At 70.0% G+C, this 24,922-nt stretch carries 24 protein-coding genes and 1 riboswitch; of the genes, 7 read left to right on the top strand and 17 right to left on the bottom strand.

All coding sequences use genetic code 11. The features are described from left to right. Nucleotides 1–126: 126 nt before the first annotated feature. Entirely contained in the window at nt 127–1,251 is a 1,125-nt protein-coding gene (gene mnmA, locus IOD14_RS08325; protein ID WP_123991769.1) for a tRNA 2-thiouridine(34) synthase MnmA, read from the bottom strand. A gap of 60 nt (nt 1,252–1,311) precedes the next feature. Here mnmA and IOD14_RS08320 point away from each other — a divergent pair, with 60 nt between their 5' ends. Beyond that, nucleotides 1,312–1,983 carry a peptidoglycan recognition family protein gene (locus IOD14_RS08320; protein WP_123991768.1) on the top strand — a complete coding sequence of 224 codons (672 nt, stop codon included), beginning with the start codon at nt 1,312–1,314 and terminating at the stop codon, nt 1,981–1,983. A gap of 175 nt (nt 1,984–2,158) precedes the next feature. Beyond that, a complete protein-coding gene (locus IOD14_RS08315; protein WP_249125867.1) occupies nt 2,159–3,682 on the top strand; it encodes a multicopper oxidase domain-containing protein in 1,524 nt (507 codons plus the stop codon). A gap of 204 nt (nt 3,683–3,886) precedes the next feature. Here IOD14_RS08315 and IOD14_RS08310 read toward each other — a convergent pair whose 3' ends face one another. The 3 genes from IOD14_RS08310 to IOD14_RS08300 all read right to left on the bottom strand — a co-directional run bounded on the left by IOD14_RS08310 (nt 3,887) and on the right by IOD14_RS08300 (nt 5,589). Next, nucleotides 3,887–5,056: a cysteine desulfurase family protein gene (locus tag IOD14_RS08310; protein WP_212669971.1), complete on the bottom strand. Its 1,170-nt coding sequence runs from the start codon at nt 5,054–5,056 to the stop codon at nt 3,887–3,889. A 66-nt stretch (nt 5,057–5,122) separates the two neighbouring features. After that, on the bottom strand, nt 5,123–5,389 hold the full coding sequence (locus tag IOD14_RS08305) for a DUF4190 domain-containing protein (protein ID WP_123991766.1): 267 nt from the start codon (nt 5,387–5,389) through the stop codon (nt 5,123–5,125). Between the two features lie 35 nt (nt 5,390–5,424). Beyond that, nucleotides 5,425–5,589 (bottom strand): hypothetical protein, encoded by a 165-nt coding sequence (locus tag IOD14_RS08300; protein ID WP_174269245.1) that lies wholly within the window; start codon nt 5,587–5,589, stop codon nt 5,425–5,427. Nucleotides 5,590–5,734: 145 nt separating this feature from the next. On the opposite strand from IOD14_RS08300, the gene IOD14_RS08295 reads away from it, so the two are divergent. Further along, nucleotides 5,735–6,361, top strand: coding sequence for a TetR family transcriptional regulator (locus IOD14_RS08295; RefSeq protein WP_123991765.1), 627 nt, complete (start codon nt 5,735–5,737; stop codon nt 6,359–6,361). 225 nt (nt 6,362–6,586) lie between these two features. On the opposite strand, the gene IOD14_RS08290 is transcribed toward IOD14_RS08295, so the two are convergent. The 3 genes from IOD14_RS08290 to IOD14_RS08280 form a co-directional block, all read right to left on the bottom strand. Then, nucleotides 6,587–7,000 carry a hypothetical protein gene (locus IOD14_RS08290; protein ID WP_212669970.1) on the bottom strand — a complete coding sequence of 138 codons (414 nt, stop codon included), beginning with the start codon at nt 6,998–7,000 and terminating at the stop codon, nt 6,587–6,589. A gap of 114 nt (nt 7,001–7,114) precedes the next feature. Further along, a complete protein-coding gene (locus IOD14_RS08285; protein ID WP_212669969.1) occupies nt 7,115–8,119 on the bottom strand; it encodes a YafY family protein in 1,005 nt (334 codons plus the stop codon). A 28-nt stretch (nt 8,120–8,147) separates the two neighbouring features. Continuing rightward, entirely contained in the window at nt 8,148–9,002 is an 855-nt protein-coding gene (locus IOD14_RS08280) for a thioesterase family protein (RefSeq protein ID WP_212669968.1), read from the bottom strand. A gap of 146 nt (nt 9,003–9,148) precedes the next feature. Here IOD14_RS08280 and IOD14_RS08275 point away from each other — a divergent pair, with 146 nt between their 5' ends. Continuing rightward, nucleotides 9,149–10,369 carry an alpha/beta hydrolase-fold protein gene (locus tag IOD14_RS08275; protein ID WP_123991761.1) on the top strand — a complete coding sequence of 407 codons (1,221 nt, stop codon included), beginning with the start codon at nt 9,149–9,151 and terminating at the stop codon, nt 10,367–10,369. On the opposite strand, the gene IOD14_RS08270 is transcribed toward IOD14_RS08275, so the two are convergent. From IOD14_RS08270 to IOD14_RS08225, 10 genes are all read right to left on the bottom strand, one after another. After that, nucleotides 10,278–10,934, bottom strand: a complete 657-nt coding sequence (locus IOD14_RS08270; protein WP_123991760.1) for a trimeric intracellular cation channel family protein — start codon at nt 10,932–10,934, stop codon at nt 10,278–10,280. The two genes, IOD14_RS08275 and IOD14_RS08270, sit on opposite strands and share 92 nt — an antisense overlap. A gap of 23 nt (nt 10,935–10,957) precedes the next feature. Next, nucleotides 10,958–12,349, bottom strand: coding sequence for a M1 family metallopeptidase (locus tag IOD14_RS08265; protein ID WP_212669967.1), 1,392 nt, complete (start codon nt 12,347–12,349; stop codon nt 10,958–10,960). A 98-nt stretch (nt 12,350–12,447) separates the two neighbouring features. Then, nucleotides 12,448–13,779: a dipeptide ABC transporter ATP-binding protein gene (locus tag IOD14_RS08260; RefSeq protein WP_212669966.1), complete on the bottom strand. Its 1,332-nt coding sequence runs from the start codon at nt 13,777–13,779 to the stop codon at nt 12,448–12,450. Beyond that, nucleotides 13,776–14,867, bottom strand: a complete 1,092-nt coding sequence (locus IOD14_RS08255) for an ABC transporter ATP-binding protein (protein WP_123991758.1) — start codon at nt 14,865–14,867, stop codon at nt 13,776–13,778. Before IOD14_RS08255 ends, IOD14_RS08260 begins: the two co-directional genes overlap by 4 nt. Further along, nucleotides 14,864–15,871, bottom strand: coding sequence for an ABC transporter permease (locus IOD14_RS08250; protein WP_123991757.1), 1,008 nt, complete (start codon nt 15,869–15,871; stop codon nt 14,864–14,866). Before IOD14_RS08250 ends, IOD14_RS08255 begins: the two co-directional genes overlap by 4 nt. A 69-nt stretch (nt 15,872–15,940) precedes the next feature. Continuing rightward, the gene (locus IOD14_RS08245) at nt 15,941–17,689 is read right to left on the bottom strand and encodes an ABC transporter substrate-binding protein (protein ID WP_212669965.1); all 1,749 of its coding nucleotides are present in this window, start codon (nt 17,687–17,689) and stop codon (nt 15,941–15,943) included. 59 nt (nt 17,690–17,748) lie between these two features. Continuing rightward, nucleotides 17,749–18,747 (bottom strand): ABC transporter permease, encoded by a 999-nt coding sequence (locus IOD14_RS08240; RefSeq protein ID WP_123991755.1) that lies wholly within the window; start codon nt 18,745–18,747, stop codon nt 17,749–17,751. A gap of 334 nt (nt 18,748–19,081) precedes the next feature. Beyond that, nucleotides 19,082–19,876, bottom strand: a complete 795-nt coding sequence (locus IOD14_RS08235; protein WP_123991754.1) for an enhanced serine sensitivity protein SseB C-terminal domain-containing protein — start codon at nt 19,874–19,876, stop codon at nt 19,082–19,084. A 139-nt stretch (nt 19,877–20,015) separates the two neighbouring features. Continuing rightward, on the bottom strand, nt 20,016–20,810 hold the full coding sequence (locus IOD14_RS08230; RefSeq protein ID WP_123991753.1) for an enhanced serine sensitivity protein SseB: 795 nt from the start codon (nt 20,808–20,810) through the stop codon (nt 20,016–20,018). 112 nt (nt 20,811–20,922) lie between these two features. Continuing rightward, nucleotides 20,923–21,591, bottom strand: coding sequence for an AAA family ATPase (locus IOD14_RS08225; protein WP_123991752.1), 669 nt, complete (start codon nt 21,589–21,591; stop codon nt 20,923–20,925). A 194-nt stretch (nt 21,592–21,785) separates the two neighbouring features. Continuing rightward, nucleotides 21,786–21,882: riboswitch (glycine riboswitch) on the top strand. Nucleotides 21,883–22,035: 153 nt separating this feature from the next. Between IOD14_RS08225 and gcvT the strand changes: the two genes are divergently transcribed. The 3 genes from gcvT to glyA all read left to right on the top strand — a co-directional run bounded on the left by gcvT (nt 22,036) and on the right by glyA (nt 24,910). Beyond that, nucleotides 22,036–23,154, top strand: a complete 1,119-nt coding sequence (gene gcvT, locus IOD14_RS08220; protein ID WP_123991751.1) for a glycine cleavage system aminomethyltransferase GcvT — start codon at nt 22,036–22,038, stop codon at nt 23,152–23,154. A gap of 98 nt (nt 23,155–23,252) precedes the next feature. Continuing rightward, entirely contained in the window at nt 23,253–23,630 is a 378-nt protein-coding gene (gene gcvH, locus IOD14_RS08215; protein ID WP_031058756.1) for a glycine cleavage system protein GcvH, read from the top strand. Between the two features lie 14 nt (nt 23,631–23,644). Beyond that, nucleotides 23,645–24,910, top strand: a complete 1,266-nt coding sequence (gene glyA / locus IOD14_RS08210) for a serine hydroxymethyltransferase (RefSeq protein WP_212669964.1) — start codon at nt 23,645–23,647, stop codon at nt 24,908–24,910. Nucleotides 24,911–24,922: the final 12 nt, after the last annotated feature.

The following is a 24,922-nucleotide window of genomic DNA, read 5'->3' as shown; positions in this document are numbered from 1 at the left end:
CGCGCGCGGGCCGTTCTCAGGCCGGGCAAGCGCGCAGGACCGTGCTTGCCCGCGGAGGCTCTCCACCGCCGCACGCGCGTGCCGGCGTCCTCGGCCTCCGGCGCCCGCACGGCGTCCGGTGGGTCGTCAGGACACGCCCGCCGTGGCCCGTACCGTCGACGCGATCGTCGCCGACCCCACCACGCGCGTGCCGTCGTACAGGACGATCGCCTGGCCGGGGGCCACCCCGCGGACGGGCTCCGCGAAGGACACGCGCAGCCGGCCGTCCACCAGCTCCGCCGTCACCTCGGTCTCGCCGCCGTGGGCGCGGAGCTGGGCGGTGTAGGTGCCGGGGCCGGTCGGGGCCGCGCCGCACCAGCGGGGCTTGATCGCGCTCAGGGCCGTGACGTCCAGGGCAGCGGCCGGGCCGACCGTCACCGTGTTGTTCACCGGCGAGATGTCGAGGACGTAGCGCGGCTTGCCGTCGGCTGCCGGGGTGCCGATGCGCAGCCCCTTGCGCTGGCCGATCGTGAAGCCGTACGCGCCCTCGTGGGTGCCGATCTTCGCGCCCGCCTCGTCGACGATGTCGCCCTCCGCCCTGCCGAGGCGCGAGGCGAGGAAGCCTTGGGTGTCGCCGTCGGCGATGAAGCAGATGTCGTGCGAGTCGGGCTTCTTGGCGACGGCGAGGCCCCGGCGCTCGGCCTCGGCGCGGATCTCGTCCTTGGTGGTGACGGTGTCACCGAGCGGGAACAGGGCGTGCGCCAGCTGCTTCTCGTCCAGGACCCCGAGGACGTACGACTGATCCTTCGCCATGTCGGAGGCGCGGTGCAGCTCCCGGGAGCCGTCCGCGAGCGTGACCACCTTCGCGTAGTGACCGGTGCACACCGCGTCGAAGCCCAGCGCCAGCGCCTTGTCGAGGAGCGCGGCGAACTTGATCTTCTCGTTGCAGCGCAGACAGGGGTTGGGCGTGCGGCCGGCCTCGTACTCGGCGACGAAGTCCTCGACGACGTCCTCGCGGAAGCGGTCGGCGAGGTCCCAGACGTAGAACGGGATGCCGATGACGTCGGCGGCGCGGCGGGCGTCGCGTGAGTCCTCGATGGTGCAGCAGCCACGCGCGCCGGTGCGGAACGATTGGGGGTTCGCGGAGAGCGCGAGGTGGACGCCGGTCACGTCATGGCCGGCCTCGGCGGCGCGGGCGGCGGCGACGGCGGAGTCCACTCCGCCGGACATGGCGGCGAGTACACGAAGGGGGCGCGGCGTGGTGTCAGTCATAACCCCTCAAGAGTACGGGGGCGCGGGAACCGAAGCCCACGCGTATCCGTTGACGATCACATGGGGGCGAAACCAGCATCCGAGGACGGCGACCGGCGCATCGGTCGCCGCGCTCTGCTCGTCGGCGGGACGGCCGCCGCCGTGGGCTCGGCCGTGCTCGCCCGGGACGAGCTGGCGCGGCTGTGGTGGCGGGCGCCGGGAGTGGAGAAGCCGCGGGTCGAGGGCGCGGTCGACTTCGGCGGCGCGCGGTGGGTGGCGGCCTCGGAAGCGAACTGGCGGCGCGCGGACCGGCCCGACGACTACGGCATAGACATGGTGGTCATCCATGTCACCCAGGGCAGTTTCGCGAGCGCGGTCAAGGTGTTCCAGGACCCGGGGCACGGCGCGGCGGCGCACTACATCGTCGGCAAGGACGGCCGCATCACGCAGATGATCCGCGAGCTGGACGTGGCGTACCACGCGGGCAACCGCTCCTACAACGAACGCAGTGTGGGCATCGAGCACGAGGGATTCGTCGACCGGCCCGAGGACTTCACGGACCGGATGTACGCGGCCTCGGCCCGGCTCACGGCCCGGATATGCGTGCGGTACGACATCCCCGTCGACCGCGAGCACATCATCGGCCATGTCGAGGTGCCGGGGACGGACCACACCGACCCGGGCGAACACTGGGACTGGGACCGGTACATGAAGCTGGTGCGGCAGGCGCGGCAGGCCCCCGCGCAGGTATGAACTTCCGGCGCGGATCGCGCGCCCGACATGTCCCGCGCCCCGATCATGACCTGCGGATCGTCAACGCGGCTTTTCCACAAGGGAGTTGATTCGAGCCCCGCCTTCACAGTTTCCCGGGCTCGCACCCAGCTTGGCCCCAGTCCTCGCACAGCCCTTGGGTCGAGGCTCCCCGGCCATGACACACACCACAGACGGCCTGGGGGCCAAGCCCGAGCATTCCAAGGAGAGCAGAGGCCACAAGAAGGGTCTGCACCGGCGGAAGTTCCTCGGCGGAATGGCCGGGGTGGGCCTCGGCGCCGTGGGAGCGGCGGGAGCCGCCTTCTCGCTGCTGACCGAGGGCACCCGCAGCAAGGCGGCCGCCGCGACGGACGGCACCCTCACCATCCCGGACCTGCTGGAGGGCACCACGTCCGACGGCACCACCACCTTCACCCTGGCGGCACAGACCGGCAGCGCCGAAGTGCTCAGCGGGGTCACCAGCACCACCGCGGGTTACAACCAGTCGTTCCTCGGCCCCACCCTGAAGTGGACCAAGGGCGACACCGTGCTGCTGAACATCACCAACAATCTGTCCGAGGACACCACCGTCCACTTCCACGGCGTCCACGTCCCGCCCAAGATGGACGGCGGGCCGCAGAACGCCTTCTCCGCCGGGACGACCTGGTCCCCCACCTTCACGGTCCTGGACGAGGCCAAGACCCTCTGGTACCACCCGCACGCCCTGGGCACCACGGCCAAGCAGGCCACCCACGGCCTCGCCGGGATGATCATCGTGGAGGACGACTCCGACACCTCCGCCGCGCTGCCCGGCGACTACGGGGTGGACGACATCCCGCTCGTCTTCCAGTGCCTGGCCGTGGACAGCGCCGGTGACATCAAGTACGACCAGAGCGGCTACCTCAGCTCCGGCCTCAGCTTCCCGGTGCTGGTGAACGGCGAGAACGTCGACGACACCACCCTCGCCTTCGCCGCCACGAAGACCCGCAACCGCTTCCGGGCGCTCAACGCCTCGCCCTCCGACATCATCACCATCCAGCGCAGCGACGGGGGCACGCTGACCCAGATCGCCACCGACCAGGGCTATCTGGCCGAGGCGGCCGAGGTGACCGCCATCCGGCTGGTGGCCGGGGCGCGCGCCGAGTTCGTCATGGACGTCACCGCGGACGTCACCCTCCAGGTGGTCATCACGACCGGCTGGATCCGCGGCGGCTCCGGCACGTACGACTTCCTCACCGTCACGGCGGGCGGCACCGACACCCCGGACGACCTGCCGAGCACCCTCAACACCATCGAGCGGTACGACACCTCGGACTTCACGGCCCGCACCATCACGCTCAGCAACACGGGCGCGACGATGAAGATCAACGGTTCGGCCGGGCTCACCATGTCCAGCATGGCCATGATCAGCACCACGCTGGGCGCGAAGGAGGTCTGGACGATCACCAACGCGAGTCAGCTGGAGCACTCGTTCCATCTGCACGACGTGCCCTATCAGCTCGTCTCCATCAACGGCGAGGAGCCCACCGGGGTCGATCTCGGCTGGTACGACACGTTCGAGGTGGTCGGCGGCGGGGAGATCGTGATCGCGATGGAGTTCACGGACTTCGCCGACGACACGTACATGTACATGCTCCACTGCCATCTGCTCCAGCACGAGGACGAGGGGATGATGGCCTCCCTCATGGTCACGGAGAGCTGAGACCGGAGCACGGCTGCCGCCGGCGCCGGGGCCAGGGCCGGGGCCGGGGCCGGGGCCGGTGGCAGCCTCTGGCCCAGGGCGGGCGCGGAGGCGATCAGGAACGCGCAGAGGCAGCGGTTCGCACCCGGAGGGTCCTGCTTCGGGTCCGTAGCTTCGGGTGCGTAGCTTCGGGTGCGTTGCTTCGGGTGCGTTGCTTCGGTTCCGTTACGTCAGCCCTGCCGCGCGGGCGCGTTCCACCGCCGGGCCGATGGCCTTGGCGACCGCCTCGACGTCGGCCTCGGTGGAGGTGTGGCCGAGGGAGAAGCGCAGGGTGCCGCGGGCCAGGTCGGGGTCGGTGCCGGTGGCCAGCAGGACATGGCTGGGCTGGGCGACGCCCGCGGTGCAGGCGGAGCCGGTGGAGCACTCGATGCCCTGGGCGTCCAGGAGGAGGAGCAGGGAGTCGCCCTCGCAGCCGGGGAAGGTGAAGTGGGCGTTGGCCGGAAGACGGCCCCCCGGCGCCGGGTCGCCGCCGAGGATCGCGTCCGGGACCGCCGTACGGACCGCTTCGACCAGGGCGTCGCGCAGGGTGCCGATCTCGATCTCGAACCACTCGCGCTGTTCGGCGGCGAGGCGGCCGGCCACGGCGAAGGAGGCGATGGCGGGGACGTCGAGGGTGCCGGAGCGGACGTGGCGCTCCTGGCCGCCGCCGTGCAGGACGGGTACCGGGGTCCATTCACGGCCGAGGACGAGCGCTCCGATGCCGTACGGGCCGCCGATCTTGTGGCCCGAGACCGTCATCGCGGCGAGCCCGGAGGCGCCGAAGTCGACGGGGATCTGGCCGAAGGCCTGGACGGCGTCGGCGTGCAGCGGGATGCCGAACTCGGCTGCGACGCCGGCGAGTTCACGGACCGGAAACACGGTGCCGATCTCGTTGTTGGCCCACATGACCGTGGCCAGGGCGACGTCGTCGGGGCTCTGGGCGATGGCCTCGCGCAGCGCGTCGGGGTGGACCCGGCCGTGCTTGTCGACGGGGAGGTACTCGACGGTGGCGCCCTCGTGTTCGCCGAGCCAGTGGACGGCGTCGAGGACCGCGTGGTGTTCGACCGGGCTCGCGAGGACCCGCGTCCTTGCGGGGTCCGCGTCGCGCCGGGACCAGTACAGGCCCTTCACGGCGAGGTTGTCGGCCTCCGTGCCGCCGGAGGTGAAGACGATCTCGCTGGGGCGGGCGCCGAGCGCCTCCGCGAGGGTCTCGCGGGATTCCTCGACCGTGCGACGGGCCTTGCGGCCGGATGCGTGGAGGGAAGAGGCGTTGCCGGTGGCGCCGAGGTGGGCGCTGAGTGCCTCGACCGCCTCGGGAAGCATCGGGGTGGTCGCGGCGTGGTCGAGGTATGCCATGGTGACGCCGATTCTACGGGTCGCAGACGGGCGCCCTCAGGCCAGGACCGGCCGGTGCCGGCGGCCTCAGAGGTTCCAGGACACCGTGCTGTCGAACTGCATGAAGGCCACCAGGACCAGCAGGTCGGCCACGCCGAGTCCGAGGCCCAGGTAGGCGCGCCCGCGGCGGGTGGTGCCGCGCCACAGGGCCACCGAGGCCAGGACGATGGCGATCGGGCCGAGGAAGACGTTGAGGACGAGAAGGCCGAGGAGGCCGAGGACGAAGGACGCCACAGCCATGCCGTCGGCGTCACGGGCGCCGGTGCGGGGGGTGGCCTGCGCGGTGAGCTGCATGGTGATCAGTGCTCCTGGGGACGGTGGGGCGGCGGTCAGTGGGACGGGGTGCGGCGGCGGGCGTGGCGCTCGCGGAGCGCGAAGACGCCCAGCCAGACGGCGATCACGGCGGCGGCGACGGCGGTGAAGGTGAACGGCGCGTGGGCGACGGTGCCCAGGACGACGCCGAGCAGCATGAGTGCGGCGACGAGGAACAGCATGGGACGGATCCCCCTCCGATACGGCTGTCGTTGCGTGGGTCGTTACGTTTGGGTGAACAGTTGTGGTTACAGTTGTTCACTGACTCCAGAGTCTAGCGCGTCCTACGGCTTTCCAATTACGGAGAACAGTTGTTAACTGGATGACATGAGTCACACCCTCGGCATCCGGCAGGCACAGAAGCAGAAGACCCGACAGGCGCTCCTGGACGCGGCGCTCGTCCTGCTGGAGGAGCAGAGCCTGAGCAGCCTGGGCCTGCGTGAGGTCACGCGGGCCGTGGGCGTCGCCCCGACCGCCTTCTACCGGCACTTCCGCTCCACCGCGGATCTCGGTGTGGCCCTGGTCGAGGAGGCGCTGGGCAGCCTGCACCCGATGATCCGGACGACGGTGTCCACGTCCGACGACCACACTCAACGCATCCAGCGCGCGGTCGAGTTGATCGCCGGCCATGTGGACGCGTACCCCGCCCACGTCCGTTTCATCGCCCGGGAGCGACATGGCGGGGTCCAGCCGGTCCGGGAGGCCATCCGGGAGCAACTGGCCCGGTTCGGGCAGGAGGTGAAGGACGAGCTGGCCAAGGACCCGGTGTCCGTCGGCTGGAGCGACGACGACCTGCTGATGCTGGCCAATCTCTACGTGGACCAGATGCTGATCACGGCCTCCCTGTTCCTGGAAGCCCTGGAGGCACCCGCGGAGGAACGGGAGCGCGTCTGCCAGGTGGCGGAGCGTCAGATGCGGCTCATCGGCACCGGCCGTCAGCACTGGCTGGACTAGGTCGGCCGAGGCACGGCGACGCAAAGGGGCTAGGCGAAGGACGACACAAAGGGCGGCACAAAGGGGTGGCCCCCCGTTCACCGGGAGTGCCGCCCCTGCCGTACGGCGTCCGGCGTCCGGCGTCCGGCGCCGGGTCAGCTCTTGGTCGCGGCCGCACTCGCAGCCGCGCTGGGCGCACCGCTGGGCGCGCCCACTCGGAGCCGCACCGCCCGCGCCGCCGCCGGGTCAGCTCTTGGTCGCGGCCGCACTCGCAGCCGCGCTGGGTGCACCGCTGGGCGCGCCGCTCGGGGCCGCCCCGCCCGCGCCGCCGCCGGGGCCGCCACAGCCGCCCACGCCGCCGCCGGGGCCGCCCTGACCACCCTGGCCGCCCTGGCCGCCCCCGGGACCGCCGCTCGGCATGCCGGAGGGGTTGGCGCTGGGCGCGCCCGAGGGCCGCGCGGTCGCGTCGCCGGTCGGGGCGCCCGAGGGGGCGCCGCTCGGCATGCCGGAGGCGTTGCCGGTGGGGGCCTGACAGTTCTGCTGCTGCCCCGAGTTGCCGCTGTCGGAGGTCGAGGACGAGTCGCCCGAACCGCAGGCCACCAGGGCGAGGGGCGAGAGCGCCAGCAGGGCGACGGCGGGGAGGAGACGCACACGCTTCATGAGAGACAGCTCCAGGGAGGATGAGGAGGACCTGAGGCCGGGAACTCTCGCAACGGCCCCTGAGCCTTCCTTGAGTCCGGCCTGTCCCCGGCCTGTGCGCAGGGCAAAGCGCGGCTAAAGCAGCCCCGTTGAGCTGGGGTTACGTCCGGAGCGCCCGCCTACTGGCTGGTACAGAGCCGTGACAGACGCGGCCGCGCGGGCCACCTCCTCACGCACCTCGGGCGGTGCGAGGACCTCCACCCGGTCGGAGAACTGCAGGAGTTGGCGGGCCTCACCGACCACCCCGAGGCGGAGCCGGGCCGTCACCCACGCGCTCGCGCCGTCGTCCTCGGGGAGTTCGCGCAGGTACGGCGCCATCAGCCGCAGGAACAGGTCGAGTCGGTCGCGGCGGACGCGCACGGTGACGTCGATGCCGCCGGGTCGCTCCTCGACGCGGCGGCGCAACACCGCCCAGGCGTCGGCGAGTTCGACCCCGGGCCGGCGCTTGACGGGCGTGTCCAGGACGGCCGCGGAGTGCACCCGGTCGGCGCGGAACAGCCGCGGGAGCCCGCGCCGGTCGGCGACCAGGTACCAGACCCCGGCCTTGGAGACGAGGCCGTACGGGTCGACGGTGTACGTCCGTGTCGTGCGCTCGCCGCTGTGCCGGTACCGCAGTCGCAGGCGGCGGTCGGCGAAGACCGCGTCCTGCAACACGTCCAGGTCGACGGCGGGTTGCGGTCCGCCCTGCCAGCGGGTGGCGTCGACCAGGACGCGCCGGGAGGTGGCCTCGGCGGCCGGGCGGTGCGGGGCGGGCAGCGCGGCCATCACCTTGCGCAATGCCGAGCCGAGGGCGGAGTCCAGACCGAGGGCCGCGTGGGCGCCCTGGGCGGCCAGGACGAACAGGGCGCGCGACTCGTCGGCGGTCAGGCCGGTGACGTCCGTGCGGAAGCCGGCGAGGAGTTCGATGCCGCCGTGCCGCCCGCGCTCGGCATAGACCGGGACACCCGAGGCGGAGAGGGCTTCGACGTCCCGGTAGACCGTGCGGACGGAGACCTCCAGCCGCTCGGCGAGTTCGGGGGCGGTCACCCGGCCGCGGGTCTGGAGCAGGAGCAGGATCGACAGGAGGCGGTCGGACTTCACCGCACCAGGATCCATCCCTGGGCCGGGCTCAGCCCAGCCGCACCCTCGCCAACTGCCGTGACTGGGCGACCAGCCGGTCCTCGCTGTCCCAGACCTCCGCGTCCTCCTCCAGGAAGCCGCCGGCGAGGTTGCGGGTGGTGATGGAGACACGGAGGGGGCCCGGGGCCGGGCGGCAGCGCACGTGGACGGTCAGCTCGACCGTCGGCACCCAGCCCTTGAGGCCGATCTCGAAGGCGGTGGGCGGCAGCGCGTCCACCGCGAGCAGCAGCGAGAGGGGGTCCATGTCCCGGCCGTCCGCGAGGCCGAACCAGGAGCGCATCTCGCCCTTGCCGGAGGGCGCGCCGAGAGCCCAGCCCAGGGTCGACGGGTCGAGCTTGAGCATCAGCCGGTCGGTGATGGCGGAGCTGCCCTCGACCGGGGCGGGCCCGTCCTGGGGGCCGAAGCACTGGTCCATCGGCGGGATCAGGGGCGGCTCGGCCGTCGTACGGACGTCGTCGGGGAGGGTGTCGAGATCGCCGTAGGAGGCGAGGACGCGGATGCGTTCGACCTCCCTGCCCTCGTCGTCGTACTGGAAGAGCGAGGCCTGGCCGGTGGAGAGGGTGCGGCCGGTGCGGACGACGTCCGTGCGGATCACCGCGGGGCCCGGCTGGGACGCGGTCAGGTAGTGCGCGGAGATCGTGAACGGGTCGGCGTGCGGCAGGGCGTCCGCGAGGGCGCGGCCCAGGACGGCCAGGAGGTAGCCGCCGTTGACGGCGCTGATGATCGTCCAGCCCGCGGAGAGGTCGATGTCGTAGACGCCGGGTGCGCGGCGGGTGACCGCGGTGTCCCGGTCGAACTCGCTGTCGCCGATCGTGGCGCGCGTGACGGAGGCTGCTTCTGGCATGGCTGAACGGTACAACAACCGACTACTAAGCGGTAGCTTTGTAACGCCTCTCACGTGGATCACCCCAGGTGAGACCCGGGCAATTCTTCGGTAAGTGTCCGTACTCGCCCGTAAACCCCTCCCCCGGCATCCCCCTCTACAGGGACATGAGCCTCACCGGGACCACGTTCCTCTACACGCTGATCGTGCTGTCCGTCGTCGCCCTCGTGCTTCCGCTGGCCCTGTGGTCGCGGCTTCGGGGACCCCGGATCGCACGCGCCGTCGCCCGCGTACTGATGGTGCTGTTCGCCCAGGGCACCGCCGTCGGCCTCGTCTTCGTCCTGGTCAACAACCAGAACAACCTGTACGACAACTGGGCCGACCTGCTCGGCACCGGCAACCACGTCCAGCAGGCCGCCGACCTGGGTGCCGACGGCACCGGCGGCATCTCGCTGAAACGGTTGCCCAAGGTGAGGCAGCACTTCACGAACGCCTCCGGACCCGGCATGAAGGGCGTACGGGTCACCCAGCTCAAGGGCCGGGTCTCGGGGGTGAACGCCGAGGTCTACGTCTGGCTGCCGCCGCAGTACGGCGAGCCCGCCTACCGGCACCACAAGTTCCCCGTGGTGGAGCTGCTGTCGGGCTATCCCGGCTCGGCGAAGGCCTGGTTCGGGTCGCTGCACGCGGTGAACCAGCTGCAACCGCTGATGCGGGACGGCAGGGTGGCGCCGTTCATCCTGGTCGCCCCCCGCATGAACCTGCTGGCCGGGGTGGACACCGGCTGCGCCAACATCACGGGCACGGTCAACGCCGACACCTGGCTCAGCGTCGACGTCCCGAAGATGATCACGGACAACTTCCGCGCCCAGTCCGGGCCTGCGGGCTGGGCCGCCGCCGGGTACTCGGCGGGCGGGCACTGCGCGACCAAGCTCGCCGTCGCCCACCCCGACCGCTACCGGGCCGCGGTGAGCATGTCCGGCTACAACGACCCGATCGGCGAACGCAACTCGCTGGCCGCCGAGACACCCGCCCTGCGCCGCGCCAACAACCCCTATCTGCTGCTGCGCGAGGCCCGCACCCCGCCCGCGATCGCGCTCTACCAGTCCGGTCAGCCGGGCGACGGCTACGAGGCCGCCATGGGCCTCGAACAGGTCGCGAAGGCGCCGACGACCGTGCACGTGGTCTACATCCCGAAGAGTGCCGGCGGCCACAACATGGCGCTGTGGCGGCCGCAGGTGGTCCCGGCGTTCCGCTGGCTGACCGAGGAGATGGGGCTGCTGCACGGCCGGGCGGGCGCTACTCCTCACGCACGGTCGACCGGCGGTTCCAGGCCCGCGGAGCTCGCCAGTGGAACCGCATCGCGAGCAGGCGCAGCACGAAGGCCGTGAGCGCGGCGAGCCCGCTGGTGAACGGGGTGAGGGCGTCGTAGCGGATGCACAGGACCACCATGGTGGCGCCGACGATCGCCGGGACCGCGTACAGGTCGCGGTCCCAGCGCAGCAGTGAGGGCACCTCGTTGGCGAGCACGTCCCTGAGCACACCGCCGCCGACGGCGGTGGCGAGCCCCAGAGTGGCGGACTGGGTGAGGCCCAGTCCGTACTCGTACGCCTTCGTCGTCCCGGCGACGCAGAACAGGCCGAGGCCCGCCGCGTCGAAGACGTTCACACCGACCTGGATGCGCTCCACGTGCGGGTGCAGGAAGAAGACCAGGAGCGCGGCGAGCAGCGGGGTGATGAAGTAGCCGAGATCGGTGAACGCGGCAGGCGGCACCGCGCCGATGATCAGGTCCCGGAACAGCCCTCCGCCCAGCGCGGTGACCTCGGCGAGGACGGCGATGCCGAAGACGTCGAAGTTCTTGCGGACGGCCAGCAGCGCGCCGGAGATGGCGAACACGAAGATGCCGACGAGGTCGAGCGTGTGCTGGACGGAGGGAGTGAACAGTTGCTGGAGCACACCGCATTCTTGCGCAGAGGCTGTTACCGGGCCGGTTTGCCCGTGGTGAAGAGCCAGGTGCGGAACAGGTCGTCCAGTTGCTGTCCGCTGACCTTCTCCGCGAGGCCGATGAAGTCGGCCGTGTTCGCGTTGCCGTAGCGGTGGAGCTTCGTCCAGGCCGGCAGCAGCTTGAAGAACGCGGTGTCGCCGATCCGTTCGCGCAACGCCTGGAGGGTCATCGCGCCGCGCTGGTAGACCGCGGACGCGAACATCGTGTCCCGCTGCGGGTCGCCGACGGTGATCTGCCAGAAGGCGCTGTCGGCCGGACGGGCGTCGTAGGCGGCGACGAAGGAGTCGTGGGCGCTGCGCGTGCCCTTGTGCTCGGCCCACAGCCACTGGGCGTAGGTGGCGAAGCCCTCGTTGAGCCAGATGTCCTTCCAGCGCTCGACGCTCACGGAGTCGCCGAACCACTGGTGGGCCAGTTCGTGCACGATCGTCGTCTCGCTGCGCACCGCCGAGTAGGCCGGCTTGGTCTGCACCTCCAGCGAGAACCCGGCCTGCGGCATGTCGTCGACGATCGCGCCGGTCTCCTCGAAGGGGTACGGCCCGAAGACCTGGGACCAGTAGTCGGTGGCGTCGGCGGTGACGGCGTACACGTCGACGTTGTTGCTGTTGGCGAGGACCGGGTCGATGGCGACGTAGATCGGGGTGCCGCCCGGGGTGGTGCCGGTGCGGACGTCGAACTTCCCGATGGTGGCGGTCGCGAGATAGGTCGCCATCGGCTTCTTCTCGCGCCAGTGGGTGTACGTCGAGCCGCCCTTGTCGTACGTCGACACGAGCCGGCCGTTGGACACGGCGGTCAGGCCCTTCGGGGTCCTGATACGGATGTCGTAGGCGGCCTTGTCGGAGGGGTGGTCGCTGGAGGGGAACCAGGTGGAGGCGGCGTTGGGTTCACAGGCGACGAAGACACCGTCGGGGGTCTTCATCCAGCCGTAGTCGGAGCCGAACACGATGGGTCCGTTGAGGGGTTCCGGGACGCCGCCGTAGGTGACGGCGACGGTGAAGTCCCTGTTCTTGCGCAGGGATTGGCGCGGGGTGATGTGGATCTCGTCGCCGTCGCGCGTGAACCGGGCCCGTCTGCCGTCGACTTCGACCTTGGTGACTTCCAGCTTCTGGAGGTCGAGGTCGAAGGAGGAGAGGTTCTGGGTGGCGCGGGCGGAGAGTGTCGTACGGCCGTCCAGACGGTCGGTGTCCGGGTTGTACGCCACGTCGAGGGTGTAATGGCGGGCGTCGTAGCCGCCGTTGCCGAGGTTCGGGAAGTAGGGGTCCCCGATGCCGGGGGCGCCGGGTTTGGGTCCCGGGGCGGCCGCGATGACAAAGAAGGAAGCCGCCGCGGTCGCGACGGCTCCTAAGCGTGCCGAACGGGAGAGTCTCATGGTGTCGTCCCTTTCGAGCGTGTGCCGATAAGTCGGACACGGACGACTCTTCACTCTCCCGTTCGGGCATGTGCATGACTTTGCCAACTCGTCATGCGTTACTTGTCGGTTGACTCCTGACCGGGGGTTTCCGGTTCGTCGGCCGACTCACCGGTCTCGAGCGGTGCCGTCCTCGCGCCGGGCCCCGTCTTCCCGGTCGTGGCCTTGGCATCCACCGCGGCCTCCGCCTCAGGCTGCTCCGCCGTCTCCGCGGCAGCCTCGGTGTCGCCCTCCCGGGGGGACTCCACCTCCGCCGCCACCGCCGCCGACGTCGCCGCCGACTCCGCGAGGACCTCCTCGGCGACCAGCCCGGCCGCCTCCTTGGCGACCGACAGCAGGACCGTGTCCTGGGGCGCCTGGTCCGCGAAGTTCTCGGGGTGGTGGCAGGCCACGCGCTGGCCCGGGCGCAGCTCGATCAGCTGCGGCTCCGTGGTCCGGCAGATCTCCGTCGCCTTCCAGCAGCGCGTGTGGAAGCGGCAGCCGGAGGGCGGGGAGATCGGGGACGGGACGTCGCCGCGCAGCAGGATGCGCTCGGACTTGGCGCCCCGGCGCTTGGGGTCCGGCACCGGGACCGCCGACATCAGCGCCTTGGTGTACGGGTGCATCGGCGCCTCGTACAGCGAGGTGCGGTCGGCGAGTTCGACGATCTTGCCGAGGTACATCACCGCGATGCGGTCCGAGACATGCCGTACGACGGACAGGTCGTGCGCGATGATCACGTAGGTGAGGCCGAGCTCCTGCTGGAGGTCGTCCATCAGGTTCACGACCTGCGCCTGGATCGACACGTCGAGGGCCGAGACCGGCTCGTCCGCCACCACCAGCTTCGGCTTCAGGGCGAGCGCGCGGGCGATGCCGATGCGCTGGCGCTGGCCGCCGGAGAACTCGTGCGGGTAGCGGTTGTAGTGCTCGGGGCTCAGGCCCACCAGCTCGAGGAGGCGCTGGACCTCCTTCTTCACCCCGCCCTCGGGCTCCACGCCCTGGAGACGGAAGGGTGCCGAGACGATTCCGCCGATGGTGTGGCGCGGGTTCAGCGAGCCGTACGGGTCCTGGAAGATCATCTGGATGTCCCGCCGCAGCGGACGCATCCCGGCCGGCTTCAGCCGCGTGATGTCCTGGCCCTCGAAGTGGATCGAGCCGCCGGTCGGCTCCTGGAGACGGGTGATGACCCGGCCCATGGTCGACTTGCCGCAGCCCGACTCGCCGACCACACCGAGCGTCTCGCCCTTGCGGACCTCGAAGTCGATGCCGTCGACCGCCTTGACCGCGCCGACCTGGCGCTGGAGGACACCCTTGCGGATCGGGAAGTGCTTCTGGAGGCCCTCGACCTTGAGCAGCACCTCGCGCTCGTCGGGGGCGGTCGTCACGTCCGCGTCCTTCTTCGTCTCACTCACAGCTTCGGCGCAATCTCTTCGGTCCAGATCCGCGTGCGGTCCTCCAGCGAGAGGTGGCACGCGGAGAAGTGCCCGGCGCCGACCTCTTGGAGCTCCGGGCGCACGGTACGGGTGACATCGCCCTTGGGGATGTCCGCGTACGGGCAGCGGGGGTGGAAGGCGCAGCCCGAGGGGACGTTGATGAGGCTCGGCGGCTGACCCTTGACGGGGATGAGCCGCTCGGAGGTCTCCCGGTCGATGCGCGGCATCGAGCCCAGCAGACCCCAGGTGTACGGGTGCTGCGGGCGCTCGAAGACGTCGTCGACGCTGCCGCGCTCCACGCACCGGCCGCCGTACATCACGAGGACGTCGTCGGCGATCTCGGCGACCACACCCAGGTCGTGGGTGATGAGGACGACCGCGGAGCCGAACTCCTTCTGCAGGTCCCGGATGAGGTCGAGGATCTGCGCCTGGACGGTGACGTCCAGGGCGGTCGTCGGCTCGTCCGCGATGAGCAGCTCGGGGTTGTTGACGAGCGCCATGGCGATCATCGCGCGCTGGCGCATACCGCCGGAGAACTCGTGCGGGTAGCTGTCGATCCGCTTGCCGGGCTCGGGGATGCCGACCCGGTCGAGCATCTCGATCGCCCGCTTGCGCGCGGTCTTCTTGTTGACGTCGTGGTGGACCCGGTACGCCTCCACGATCTGGTTGCCGATCGTGTAGTACGGGTGCATCGCGGACAGCGGGTCCTGGAAGATCATCGCCATCTCGCGGCCGCGCAGCCGGCGCACCTCGTCCGGGTCGGCGGAGATCAGTTCCTTGCCGTCCAGCCAGATCTCGCCGGACATCTGGACGTTCTTGCCGCGTGCGCCCAGCCGGTGCAGGCCCATGATGGCCAGCGAGGTGACGGACTTGCCGGAGCCCGACTCGCCCACGATGCAGAGGGTCTTGCCCTTCTCCACCTGGAAGCTGAGCCCGTCGACGGACTTGACCAGGCCGTCGTCGGTCGGGAAGTGCACCTTGAGGTCGCGGACCGCGAGGAAGGCGTCGGGAGCGTTGCCGGGCGCGGGCTCGCCCAGCGCGGCACCGGTCTTGGACAGTTCGGTCACGAGAGCCTCACCCGCGGGTCGGCGGCGGCGTACAACAGGTCCACCAGGAGATTTGCGACTACGACGAAGATGGCGGCCAGCAGGGTGACGCCGAGGATCGGGGGCAGGTCGTTGTCGGTGATGCCCTGGACCGCGTACTGGCCGATGCCGGGCAGCGAGAAGACGGTCTCGGTGATCACCGCACCGCCGAGCAGCAGACCCAGGTCCATGCCGAACACGGTGATGATCGGCGTCAGGGCGGCCCTGAGGCCGTGCCGGGCGACCACGTTGCGCTCGCGCAGGCCCTTGGCGCGGGCCGTGCGGATGAAGTCCTCGTTCATCGTCTCCAGCATGCCCGAACGGGTCAGCCGGGCGTAGATGGCGGAGTACAGCAGAGCGAGCGAGCACCAGGCCGGGAAGAGCGTGTTGGCCCACTGGGCCGGATTCTCCGTGAACGGCACGTAGGTGCGGCCGAAGATCGGCCACTGGTAGGTGAAGAGCAGCAGCGCCAGGTTGCCCGTGAAGAACATGGGCAGCGAGACACCGGCGAGCGCGACACCCATGAAGCTGCGGTCGAAGAAGCTGCCGGGCTTGAGCGCGGAGATCACACCGATCACGACACCGGAGACCAGCCACAGCACGGCGGCACCGAGGGCCAGCGACGCGGTCACCGGGATGCGCGAGGTGAGCTGCGGCCAGACCGCCTCGTGGGTCTTGAAGGAGTAGCCGAAGCACGGCGCGTCGCAGTGCGCGGTCGTGGGACCCAGGTTGTAGGTGGCCCCGGACACGACACCCTTGATGAAGTGCCAGTACTGCAGGTACAGCGGGTCGTCCAGACCCAGGTTCTGCTTGACCGCGAGGATGTCCGCCTTCGTCGGGCTCTTGCCCAGGTACTGCTGCGCGAGCTGGTCGGCGGTCTGGCCGGCCATCCGTGGCAGCAGGAAGAAGATCGCGAAGGTGACCGCGGTGACGACCAACAGCAGGATCACTGCCGCGAACGTCCGACGGAGGATGTACGAGATCACGGGGACCGGCGCTGGTGCCCGTGGGCCGCGAAGCCCACGGGCACCAATGCCTTCACCTGCCTTCCGGGGCTACTTCTTGGTCGTGCCGATGTTGAGGTAGTCGTACTGACCGCTGAAGGCCGCCGTGGACACCAGGTTGGTGAAGCCGGCCGGACGGTACAGCAGGACCTTGAAGTAGGTCAGCGGGACGAGCGCCGCCAGGTCCATCGCACGCTTGTCGATCTGGGCGTACAGGGCGTTGCGCGCCGAGTCGTCCTCGGTGGCGATGGCCTTCTCCAGCATCTCGTTGATCTGCTTGTCGTTCAGGTACGAGAGGTTGGTGTTGCCGGAGGCACCGATCGCGTCACCGTGCAGGATCTGCTGCAGGAAGCCGTAGCCGGAGGGCCAGTCGGCACCCCACTGCATCATGTGCAGACCGATGTTCTGCTTCTTGTCGAAGGTCGGGACACCGGCGTAGTCGGTGAAGTACTTGCCCGACGGGTACTGCTTCAGGCTGGCGTTGATGCCGACCTTCTTCAGCGAGGCGATGATCGCGGTGGCCGCGTCGATCTCCTGCGGACGGTCGCTGCGGGCCGAGAGGTTGGTGCTGATGCTCGACTTGCCGCAGGCCTTCAGCTGCTCCTTGGCCTTGGCGACGTCACCCTTGTTGCCGGTGGTCGCGTAGACGTCCGCCTTCTGGTAGCCGGTGATGTCCGGCGGCAGGACGGTCGTGGCGATGTCACCGCGGATCGGGCCGCCCTCGGCGGTCTGCACGGAGACCTTGTCGATGGCGTACTCGACGGCCTTGCGGCACTCGACCTTGTCGAACGGCGCGACCTGGGTGTTGATCGCCATGTAGACCAGACGGCCACCGTAGGTGTTGTCCGTGTTGGCCTTCAGGTTGGCGTCGTTGACGACCTTCGCCTGGGTCGCGGCCTGGACACCGGTACCACCGAGGTCGATCGCGTCACCGGACTGGACGTCCTGGTCGATCGTCTCGGCGTTGACCTTCAGCTTGACGACGATCTTGTCCGGGTACTGCTTGCGCAGCGGGTCCGTCTTCGCGTCCCAGTTCTCGTTGCGCACGAGGACGGCCTGCTGGCCCTCCTTGTAGCTCTGGAACTTGTACGAGCCCGAGGAGACGATGCTCTTGACGTAGTCGACGCCGGTGTCCTTGGCCTGCGGCACCGGAGCCGTCTGCGGCGTCGCCACCAGGTAGTCGAACTCCTGGAAGGCACGGTCGAGCTTGAAGACGATCGTGTTGTCGTCCGGCGTCTCGATGGACTTCAGGCCCTCGGCGCTCTTGTCCTTGTAGGGGCCCTTGTAGTCCTTGCCGCCCACGAGGAACTGCTGGAAGTAGTTCGGGCCGAGGGAGAGCACGTCACGCGCGAAGTTCGAGCGCTCGACGGCGTACTTGACGTCCTTCGAGGTGATCGCGGTGCCGTCCTGGTACTTCAGGCCGGAACGGATCTTGTACGTCCACGTCTTGCCGCCGTCGCTGGGCACACCGGCGCTCTCGGCGAGGTCCGGGACCAGCTTGTTGCCCTCCTCGCCCGGACCGGGCGCGAAGGTCATCAGCGGGCGGGCGTACAGCCGGCTGAGGTTGTACATGTAGGCGTAGTACGTGTTGCCGGGGTCGAAGGAGTCCGGGACGTCGGAGTACTCGTACGTGACCGTCCCACCCTTCTGGGTGGAGGCGTTGACGACACCCTTGGTCGCTGCGTTGGCCCCTGCCGACTTGCTTTCGTCTCCACCGTTGTCATCGGCCTTGCTGCAAGCCGAGAGCAACAGGCTCGCACTGCCGATGGCCGCCACTGCGGCCAGCGCTGACCTTCGCATGATGGTCTGCTTCCCCTTCAATTGTCGGAAATCTTGTGGACTCTCACCGCCGCCGCGGGTCAGCGGCTGCGCGGGTCGAGAGCGTCGCGGAGACCGTCACCGAGCAGATTGAACGCCAGGACGGTCACGAAGATGGCCAGACCAGGCACGATCATGAACTGGGGGTCGACCTGGTAGTAGTCGACCGCCTGGTTGATCATGCCGCCCCAGGACGCCTGCGGAGGCTGGATGCCGACGCCGAGGAAACTGAGGGACGCCTCGAAGAGGATGTTGGTCGGGATGAGCAGCGTCGAGTAGACGATGATCGGGCCGACGAGGTTCGGCAGCAGCTCCCGGAAGAGGATGTAGGGCCCCTTGGCCCCCATCCCCCGCGAGGCGTCGACGAACTCCCGCTCGCGCAGGGCCAGGGTCTGGCCGCGCACGATACGGCCCAGGTAGGGCCAGTTGAAGAAGCCGATGATGAAGATCAGCACGCTGATGTGCAGCGGCAGGCCCTCCAGCCCGAAGGCACCGCCCTGCAGGGTGGCCGAGATGGCGATGGCGAACAGCAGCAGCGGGAACGCCAGGAAGGTGTCCATGAGCCGGCTGATGATCGTGTCGACCCGGCCGCCGTAGTAACCGGCGACCACGCCGAGGACCGCGCCGATCGTGTTGGACAGGATCGTGGCACCGAAGGCCACGACCAGCGAGACCCAGGAGCCCTCGAGGATGCGGGTGGCGATGTCGCGGCCGAACTTCGGCTCCACGCCGAGCGGGTGGTCCCAGCTCATGCCGCCCCAGCCGCCCTTGGGCAGCGAGGTGTTGGGGTCGATCAGATCCTGGTGCAGGGCGTTCGGGTCCAGCCCGAACATGGCCTGGATGGGACGGGAGAGCACCGCGACCAGGATCAGCAGGATGACGATCACACCGCCGGCGACCGCCACCTTGTCCTTCTTGAACCGGGACCAGGCGATCTGCCCCAGGGAACGGCCCTCGATCTGCCCCTTGCCGGCGCCGGCGAGGACAGCCTCCGGCTGCGCCTCGGCCTGCGCCCCGGTGGTCTCGATCGGTGCGGTCACAGTGACCCGACCCCTCTCGCCGGTGGTGACCGGCCTACACCTGCCGTGGATTACGGCTTTGTCGACTTGCTCAGTTCACAGGAACGTCCGATCCTGCGTCTGCCTGGGGAGTCTTCAGCTTCGCTGCGATCACCCGCCAGGCCTGGCGAAGAAAGTATGCGTAACCGTGATGCAGTAAGAGGGATTCCGTTATCCGAACAGCGGGTAACGCCCCCCGGACACATGTCAGTTGGGACAGAACGGCACAATAGGCGACATTCGCGATGATCCGCCGCTATCTACGCGCGAAGAAACGTGGCTGTTACGCAAACGAGCCGAACGGGTGTCATTGCTCTCAGTAACCACCACGGACGGGCGGGTAGCCGTACCCGGCCGCCGGTGCCTGAGCGGGAGATCCGTGGGCCTCACGGTCGTAGAACGGACGGGCACCGGCACGCATCCACAGCGCCACCGGGTCGTACTCGTCGGACATCGCGACCGTCGACACCGGCAGTCCGTCCGGGACCGCGCCGATGGACTGCTGCATCATCGCGCGCACCGAGTCCACCGCCGAGGGGCTGGTGTCGTACACATCCAGGCCGATGGCGAGATACGGCGCCCCGAGCGCCGGCTGCACCCAGGCGCGGCGCAGCGAGCGGACCGCCGGGGTGCGGTGGGCGTTCTGCACGAGCAGGGCGTAGAACTGGGGGATCTCGATGCCGGGTTCCGAGAGCCTGAGCGGCCCCGCGGGCTGACGCTCCAGTCCGGTCGCGATACGGCGCAGATCGAGCCAGGGGATGCCGACGCCGCCGCCGGGGGCGTGCGGGTTGAGCCAGAGGCCGAAGTGGTCGGGGTAGAGGGTGCGGGCCACGTCGATGGCGTCGGCCACTTCGTACGAACGGTTCCAGCCACTGGCGCTCAGCTCCTGGGCCGAGGTCACGCAGGGGGCGTAGCCGTAGCCGTCGACCTCCATGTTTCCGTACTGGGCGTCCGGGGAGCCGGACTGGCCGTGCCACAGGAGCATCCAGATCTGGCCGTTGTTCGGGGTCGCGAGGGCGCGCAGCAATGCCTCGTAGGCGTCGTAGCGCCCGGGGGTCACCTGGCGCAGCATGTGCTCGACCGTGCCGGTCGCGGTGCCGCTGGCGCTCACGTCGTATCGCCCCTTCTTGAAAGTTCCCCGAGTATGAAACCAGCTTAAGCGCCCACGAGCTCGGGACCTGTGCGATGTCGGCGGGTGCGGGTCGGCCGCGACTCCTCGCGCAGTTCCCCGCGGCCCAGGGTGAGTTCGGCTAGCCCTGCGTGTAGAAGGGGCGCACCTGTCCCCGCATCCAGTGGCCCACCGGGTCGTCCGCCACGTCCAGCAGGACCAGGTTGACCGGCCACCGCACCGGGGTCGTGCCGAGGGCCCTGCCCAGGGCGTCCATCGGCAGGGTTCGCAGGTCGCCCTCCCACTGGGAGAGTTCCACGCCCACGAACATCACCGGGTCGGCCGTCTCGATGGCGGCCAGGCAGCGGCGGGCGGTGAGGACCACGCCCGTCGCCGCGAACTCCGCGGCCGCGGTGGCGAGGAAGTCGACCGGGTCGTCCTGCCAGTCGGGCTCGTACAGCTTGACGCGTCCGCCGGTGTTGGGGCCGTCCAGCGGGGTGCGTCCGACCCGGCACAGGTCGGCCACCGCGGCGGGCGGCAGCGGGACGCCGACCACTCCGTCGGGGTTCACGGCGATGCCCACGTGCGGGGGCAGACCGCGGGCGAACTCCACCGCCGGGGCGATGGTGTACGACAGGTGCGAGCCGACGACCTGGCGGAACTGCTCCTCGGAGCTGAAGACCGGGACGAACGCCTGGCCCTGGATCTCCAGAGTGGGCAGGTCAAGGGGGCCGCTGTGCGGACCGCCCCCGTTGGGCAGGGGGATCCAGACGAAGCTGCGGCCGAGCACCTCGATGATCCGGCCGCCCGCCGAGGGCATGCCGAGGGAGGCCGAGAGCACCTCCTCCAGCTCGTTGCCGGGCCATCCGCCGTGCGAAGGGGGGTGGGGGTGCGCCTGTCCTGGAAAGTCCGCGGGAAGATCCGCCGGGAAGTCCATCTGTCTGACCGCCTGCTGTGAACCGCTACTGATGTGGCTGAAGGCTAGCGGGTGCGGCCCATGACCGGCTCGGCCCCGCTCCGCCCCGCTCGGCCCAAGAAGCCCACGCGCCTCAGCCCGTGAACCCGATCCGCCGCAGCACGTCCGCCGCGTCCCGGTCGATCAGCACCGCCGAACCGCAGCCCTGGGGCAGGTCACCGCGCTCCACCGAGCGGATCAGCCGGGAGGCCGCCCCCCGGTGCCGCAGGAAGGCGTACCGCGAGACGCCCCGGCCTCGCTCGCGCTGGCCCTCGAGAGCGGTGTCCGCGGTGACGTCGAGCAGCAGCAGATGCAGGGTGCCGCCCCGGCGCCGGGCCTCGCGGGCCAGCCAGCCCCGCACCCAGGCCTGGGTCCCGCAGTCGTGCACCACGACTCCCTCGCCGGAGCGCAGGGCGCGGCGCAGGCCGGCGTAGTGCGCGAACCGGACCCAGGGGCGGTAGACGGCGTACGGCAGCACACGGGACAGCCGGGCGTCCCAGCGGTCGCGGGTGTCCTGGGAGTCGATCCGGATTCCGCTGACGGCACGCTTCATCAGCGTGGACTTGCCGCTGCCCGGCAGACCGGTGATGACGACGAGGTCCTTGGGGCCGAAGAGCAGGGCGCGCGGACCGTGGCCCGCGCGGTCGCGCAGGTCACGGACGACCGGGCGGGCGCCGCGGGCCTCGACGGCCGGGGCCGCGGGCTGCTCGGGCAGCGCGAGGGCCGAGGTCGCCGCGTACGCCGTGGTCCTGTTCACCGTCATCGTCCTCCTCCGGGGTAAGGGTTCCCCTCCCCACCGAGCGTAAAGAGAAGGTAATGGACGATCTCTCGCGTTTCTGTACTCGTACCGCCACAAGCCGGTTACAAGAAGGAAGGGTCGAGGGGCGGTCGGGTGCGGCCCTGCCGTCGGCGTCCGATGCGTGCAATGATGTCCGCGCCAACTGCATACCGGCCGCTTGAATCCGCGCGGGAGAGTCCTGGGTACGTGTACCCGGGCGCCGAAGGAGCAAGTCCCTCCCTTGAATCTCTCAGGCCCCGTTACCGCGCGGGCGAGGCACATCTGAAAAGCGGGCCGCCCACCCGAGGCGGCCCCACCCAAGGTGCAAGCCATGTCTTCATGGCGAACCTCTCAGGTTCCGATGACAGATGGGGAGGAATACCTCGCCCGTCATACCCATGTCCTGGGATCCTTGGAGACGACCGTCCGATGAGCAGTTCTGAACTCCGTCTCACCGCGCTCGATGCCCTGCATCGCTCCCTCGGTGCGACGATGACCGACTTCGCCGGCTGGGACATGCCCCTGCGGTACGGCTCCGAGCGCGACGAGCACAACGCGGTGCGCACGAGGGCCGGGCTCTTCGACCTCTCCCACATGGGCGAGATCACCGTGACCGGACCGCAGGCCGCCCAGCTGCTGAACTTCGCCCTCGTCGGCAACATCGCCTCCGTCGGCGTGGGCCGCGCCCGCTACACCATGATCTGCCAGGCCGACGGCGGCATCCTGGACGACCTGATCGTCTACCGTCTCGCCGACACCGAGTACATGGTCGTCGCCAACGCCTCCAACGCCCAGGTCGTCCTCGACGCCCTGACCGAGCGCGCGGCCGGCTTCGACGCCGAGGTGCGCGACGACCGGGACGCCTACGCCCTGATCGCCGTACAGGGTCCGGAGTCCCCCGGGATCCTCGCGTCCCTGACCGACGCCGACCTGGACGGGCTGAAGTACTACGCCGGTCTGCCGGGCACGGTCGCCGGGGTGCCCGCGCTGATCGCGCGCACCGGGTACACCGGGGAGGACGGCTTCGAACTCTTCGTGAAGCCGGAGCACGCGGTGGAGCTGTGGCAGGCGCTGACCAAGGCGGGCGAGGGCGTCGGACTCGTCCCCTGCGGACTGTCCTGCCGGGACACCCTGCGCCTGGAGGCGGGCATGCCGCTGTACGGGCACGAGCTCTCGCGGGAGCTGACGCCCTTCGACGCGGGCCTCGGGCGGGTCGTGAAGTTCGAGAAGGAGGGCGACTTCGTGGGCCGCGCGGCCCTGCGTGAGGCCGCGGAGAACGCGAACCACGAGCCGCCGCGCGTCCTCGTCGGCCTGGTCGCCGAGGGGCGTCGCGTGCCGCGTGCCGGGTACGCGGTCGTCGCCGACGGCGAGGTGGTCGGCGAGGTCACCTCCGGCGCCCCCTCGCCCACGCTGGGCAAGCCGATCGCCATGGCGTACGTCGACCCCGCCCACGCCACACCGGGCACGGCCGGTGTCGGTGTGGACATCCGGGGCAGCCACGAGCCGTACGAGGTCGTGGCGCTGCCGTTCTACAAGCGCCAGAAGTAGCCGTCGTAGGTGATGCTGGGCACAGAGTCGCTGCTCACGCACGCCTTCCGCAGTCCCCCATTCACCAGCACTCCCCCGCGTACAGGAGAATTCAGGCCATGAGCAACCCCCAGCAGCTGCGCTACAGCAAGGAGCACGAGTGGCTGTCGGGCGCCGAGGACGGCGTCTCGACGGTCGGCATCACGGAGCACGCGGCCAACGCCCTCGGCGATGTCGTCTTCGTGCAGCTCCCGGAGGTCGGTGACACGGTGACCGCGGGCGAGACCTGCGGCGAGCTGGAGTCGACCAAGTCGGTCAGCGACCTGTACTCCCCCGTCTCCGGTGAGGTCACCGAGGTCAACGAGGACGTCGTCAGCGACCCGGCACTGGTGAACTCCGCCCCCTTCGAGGGCGGCTGGCTGTTCAAGGTACGCGTCTCGGAGGAGCCGGCCGACCTGCTCTCCGCCGACGAGTACACCGCCTTTTCCGCCGGCTGAGGAGTCCGCACCTGATGTCCGCACTGAACACGCCCCTGCACGAGCTCGACCCTGAGATCGCCGCCGCGGTCGACGCCGAGCTGGTCAGGCAGCAGTCAACCCTCGAGATGATCGCCTCGGAGAACTTCGCTCCGCTCGCGGTCATGGAGGCGCAGGGCTCGGTCCTCACCAACAAGTACGCCGAGGGCTACCCGGGCCGCCGCTACTACGGCGGCTGCGAGCACGTCGACGTGGCCGAGCAGATCGCGATCGACCGGCTCAAGGAGCTGTTCGGCGCCGAGTACGCCAATGTGCAGCCCCACTCCGGTGCCTCCGCGAACCAGGCCGCCCTGTTCGCGCTGGCCCAGCCCGGCGACACGATCCTGGGCCTGGACCTCGCGCACGGCGGTCACCTGACCCACGGAATGCGGCTGAACTTCTCCGGCAAGCAGTTCGACGTGGTCGCCTACCACGTGGACCCGGTCACCGGTCTGGTCGACATGGCCGAGCTGGAGAAGCTCGCCAAGGAGCACCGCCCCAAGGTGATCATCGCGGGCTGGTCCGCCTATCCGCGGCAGCTGGACTTCGCGGAGTTCCGCCGGATCGCCGACGAGGTCGAGGCGTACCTGTGGGTCGACATGGCCCACTTCGCCGGTCTCGTGGCCGCGGGGCTGCACCAGAACCCGGTGCCGTACGCCGACGTGGTCACCTCCACCACCCACAAGACGCTGGGCGGCCCGCGCGGCGGCATCATCCTCGCCAGGCAGGAGTTCGCGAAGAAGCTGAACTCCTCCGTCTTCCCGGGCTTCCAGGGCGGTCCCCTGGAGCACGTGATCGCGGCGAAGGCGGTGTCCTTCAAGGTGGCGGCGGGCGAGGAGTTCAAGGAGCGCCAGCGGCGTACGGTGGAGGGTGCGCGCATCCTCGCCGAGCGTCTGACGGCCGACGACGCCCGGGAGGCCGGGGTCGACGTGCTCTCCGGCGGCACCGACGTGCACCTGATCCTCGTCGACCTGCGCGAGTCCGAGCTGGACGGCAAGCAGGCCGAGGACCGTCTCCACGAGGTCGGCATCACGGTCAACCGCAACGCCGTCCCGAACGACCCGCGCCCGCCGATGGTGACGTCGGGCCTGCGGATCGGCACACCCGCCCTGGCCACCCGCGGCTTCACGGCCGAGGACTTCGCCGAGGTCGCGGACGTGATCGCCGAGGCCCTGAAGCCGTCGTACGACGTGGAGTCGCTGAAGGCCCGGGTCAAGGCCCTTGCCGACAAGCACCCGCTGTACCCCGGCCTGAACAAGTAGTTCCACGGTGGG

The organism is Streptomyces sp. A2-16, from assembly GCF_018128905.1.
Lineage (GTDB): Bacteria > Actinomycetota > Actinomycetes > Streptomycetales > Streptomycetaceae > Streptomyces.
Note: the sequence above shows the minus strand (reverse complement) of the source record. Positions and strands in the feature narration are given on the sequence as shown.

Coding starts and splice junctions, on each gene's coding strand:
- gcvH (WP_031058756.1), top strand. CDS start 23,253: ATGAGCAACCCCCAGCAGCTGCGCTACAGCAAGGAGCACGAGTGGCTG.
- IOD14_RS08265 (WP_212669967.1), bottom strand. CDS start 12,349: ATGAGACTCTCCCGTTCGGCACGCTTAGGAGCCGTCGCGACCGCGGCG.
- glyA (WP_212669964.1), top strand. CDS start 23,645: ATGTCCGCACTGAACACGCCCCTGCACGAGCTCGACCCTGAGATCGCC.
- IOD14_RS08225 (WP_123991752.1), bottom strand. CDS start 21,591: ATGACGGTGAACAGGACCACGGCGTACGCGGCGACCTCGGCCCTCGCG.
- mnmA (WP_123991769.1), bottom strand. CDS start 1,251: ATGACTGACACCACGCCGCGCCCCCTTCGTGTACTCGCCGCCATGTCC.
- IOD14_RS08300 (WP_174269245.1), bottom strand. CDS start 5,589: ATGCTGTTCCTCGTCGCCGCACTCATGCTGCTCGGCGTCGTCCTGGGC.
- IOD14_RS08315 (WP_249125867.1), top strand. CDS start 2,159: ATGACACACACCACAGACGGCCTGGGGGCCAAGCCCGAGCATTCCAAG.
- IOD14_RS08245 (WP_212669965.1), bottom strand. CDS start 17,689: ATGCGAAGGTCAGCGCTGGCCGCAGTGGCGGCCATCGGCAGTGCGAGC.
- IOD14_RS08295 (WP_123991765.1), top strand. CDS start 5,735: ATGAGTCACACCCTCGGCATCCGGCAGGCACAGAAGCAGAAGACCCGA.
- IOD14_RS08305 (WP_123991766.1), bottom strand. CDS start 5,389: ATGCAGCTCACCGCGCAGGCCACCCCCCGCACCGGCGCCCGTGACGCC.
- IOD14_RS08310 (WP_212669971.1), bottom strand. CDS start 5,056: ATGGCATACCTCGACCACGCCGCGACCACCCCGATGCTTCCCGAGGCG.
- IOD14_RS08280 (WP_212669968.1), bottom strand. CDS start 9,002: ATGCCAGAAGCAGCCTCCGTCACGCGCGCCACGATCGGCGACAGCGAG.
- IOD14_RS08275 (WP_123991761.1), top strand. CDS start 9,149: ATGAGCCTCACCGGGACCACGTTCCTCTACACGCTGATCGTGCTGTCC.
- IOD14_RS08320 (WP_123991768.1), top strand. CDS start 1,312: ATGGGGGCGAAACCAGCATCCGAGGACGGCGACCGGCGCATCGGTCGC.
- IOD14_RS08290 (WP_212669970.1), bottom strand. CDS start 7,000: ATGAAGCGTGTGCGTCTCCTCCCCGCCGTCGCCCTGCTGGCGCTCTCG.
- gcvT (WP_123991751.1), top strand. CDS start 22,036: ATGAGCAGTTCTGAACTCCGTCTCACCGCGCTCGATGCCCTGCATCGC.
- IOD14_RS08230 (WP_123991753.1), bottom strand. CDS start 20,810: ATGGACTTCCCGGCGGATCTTCCCGCGGACTTTCCAGGACAGGCGCAC.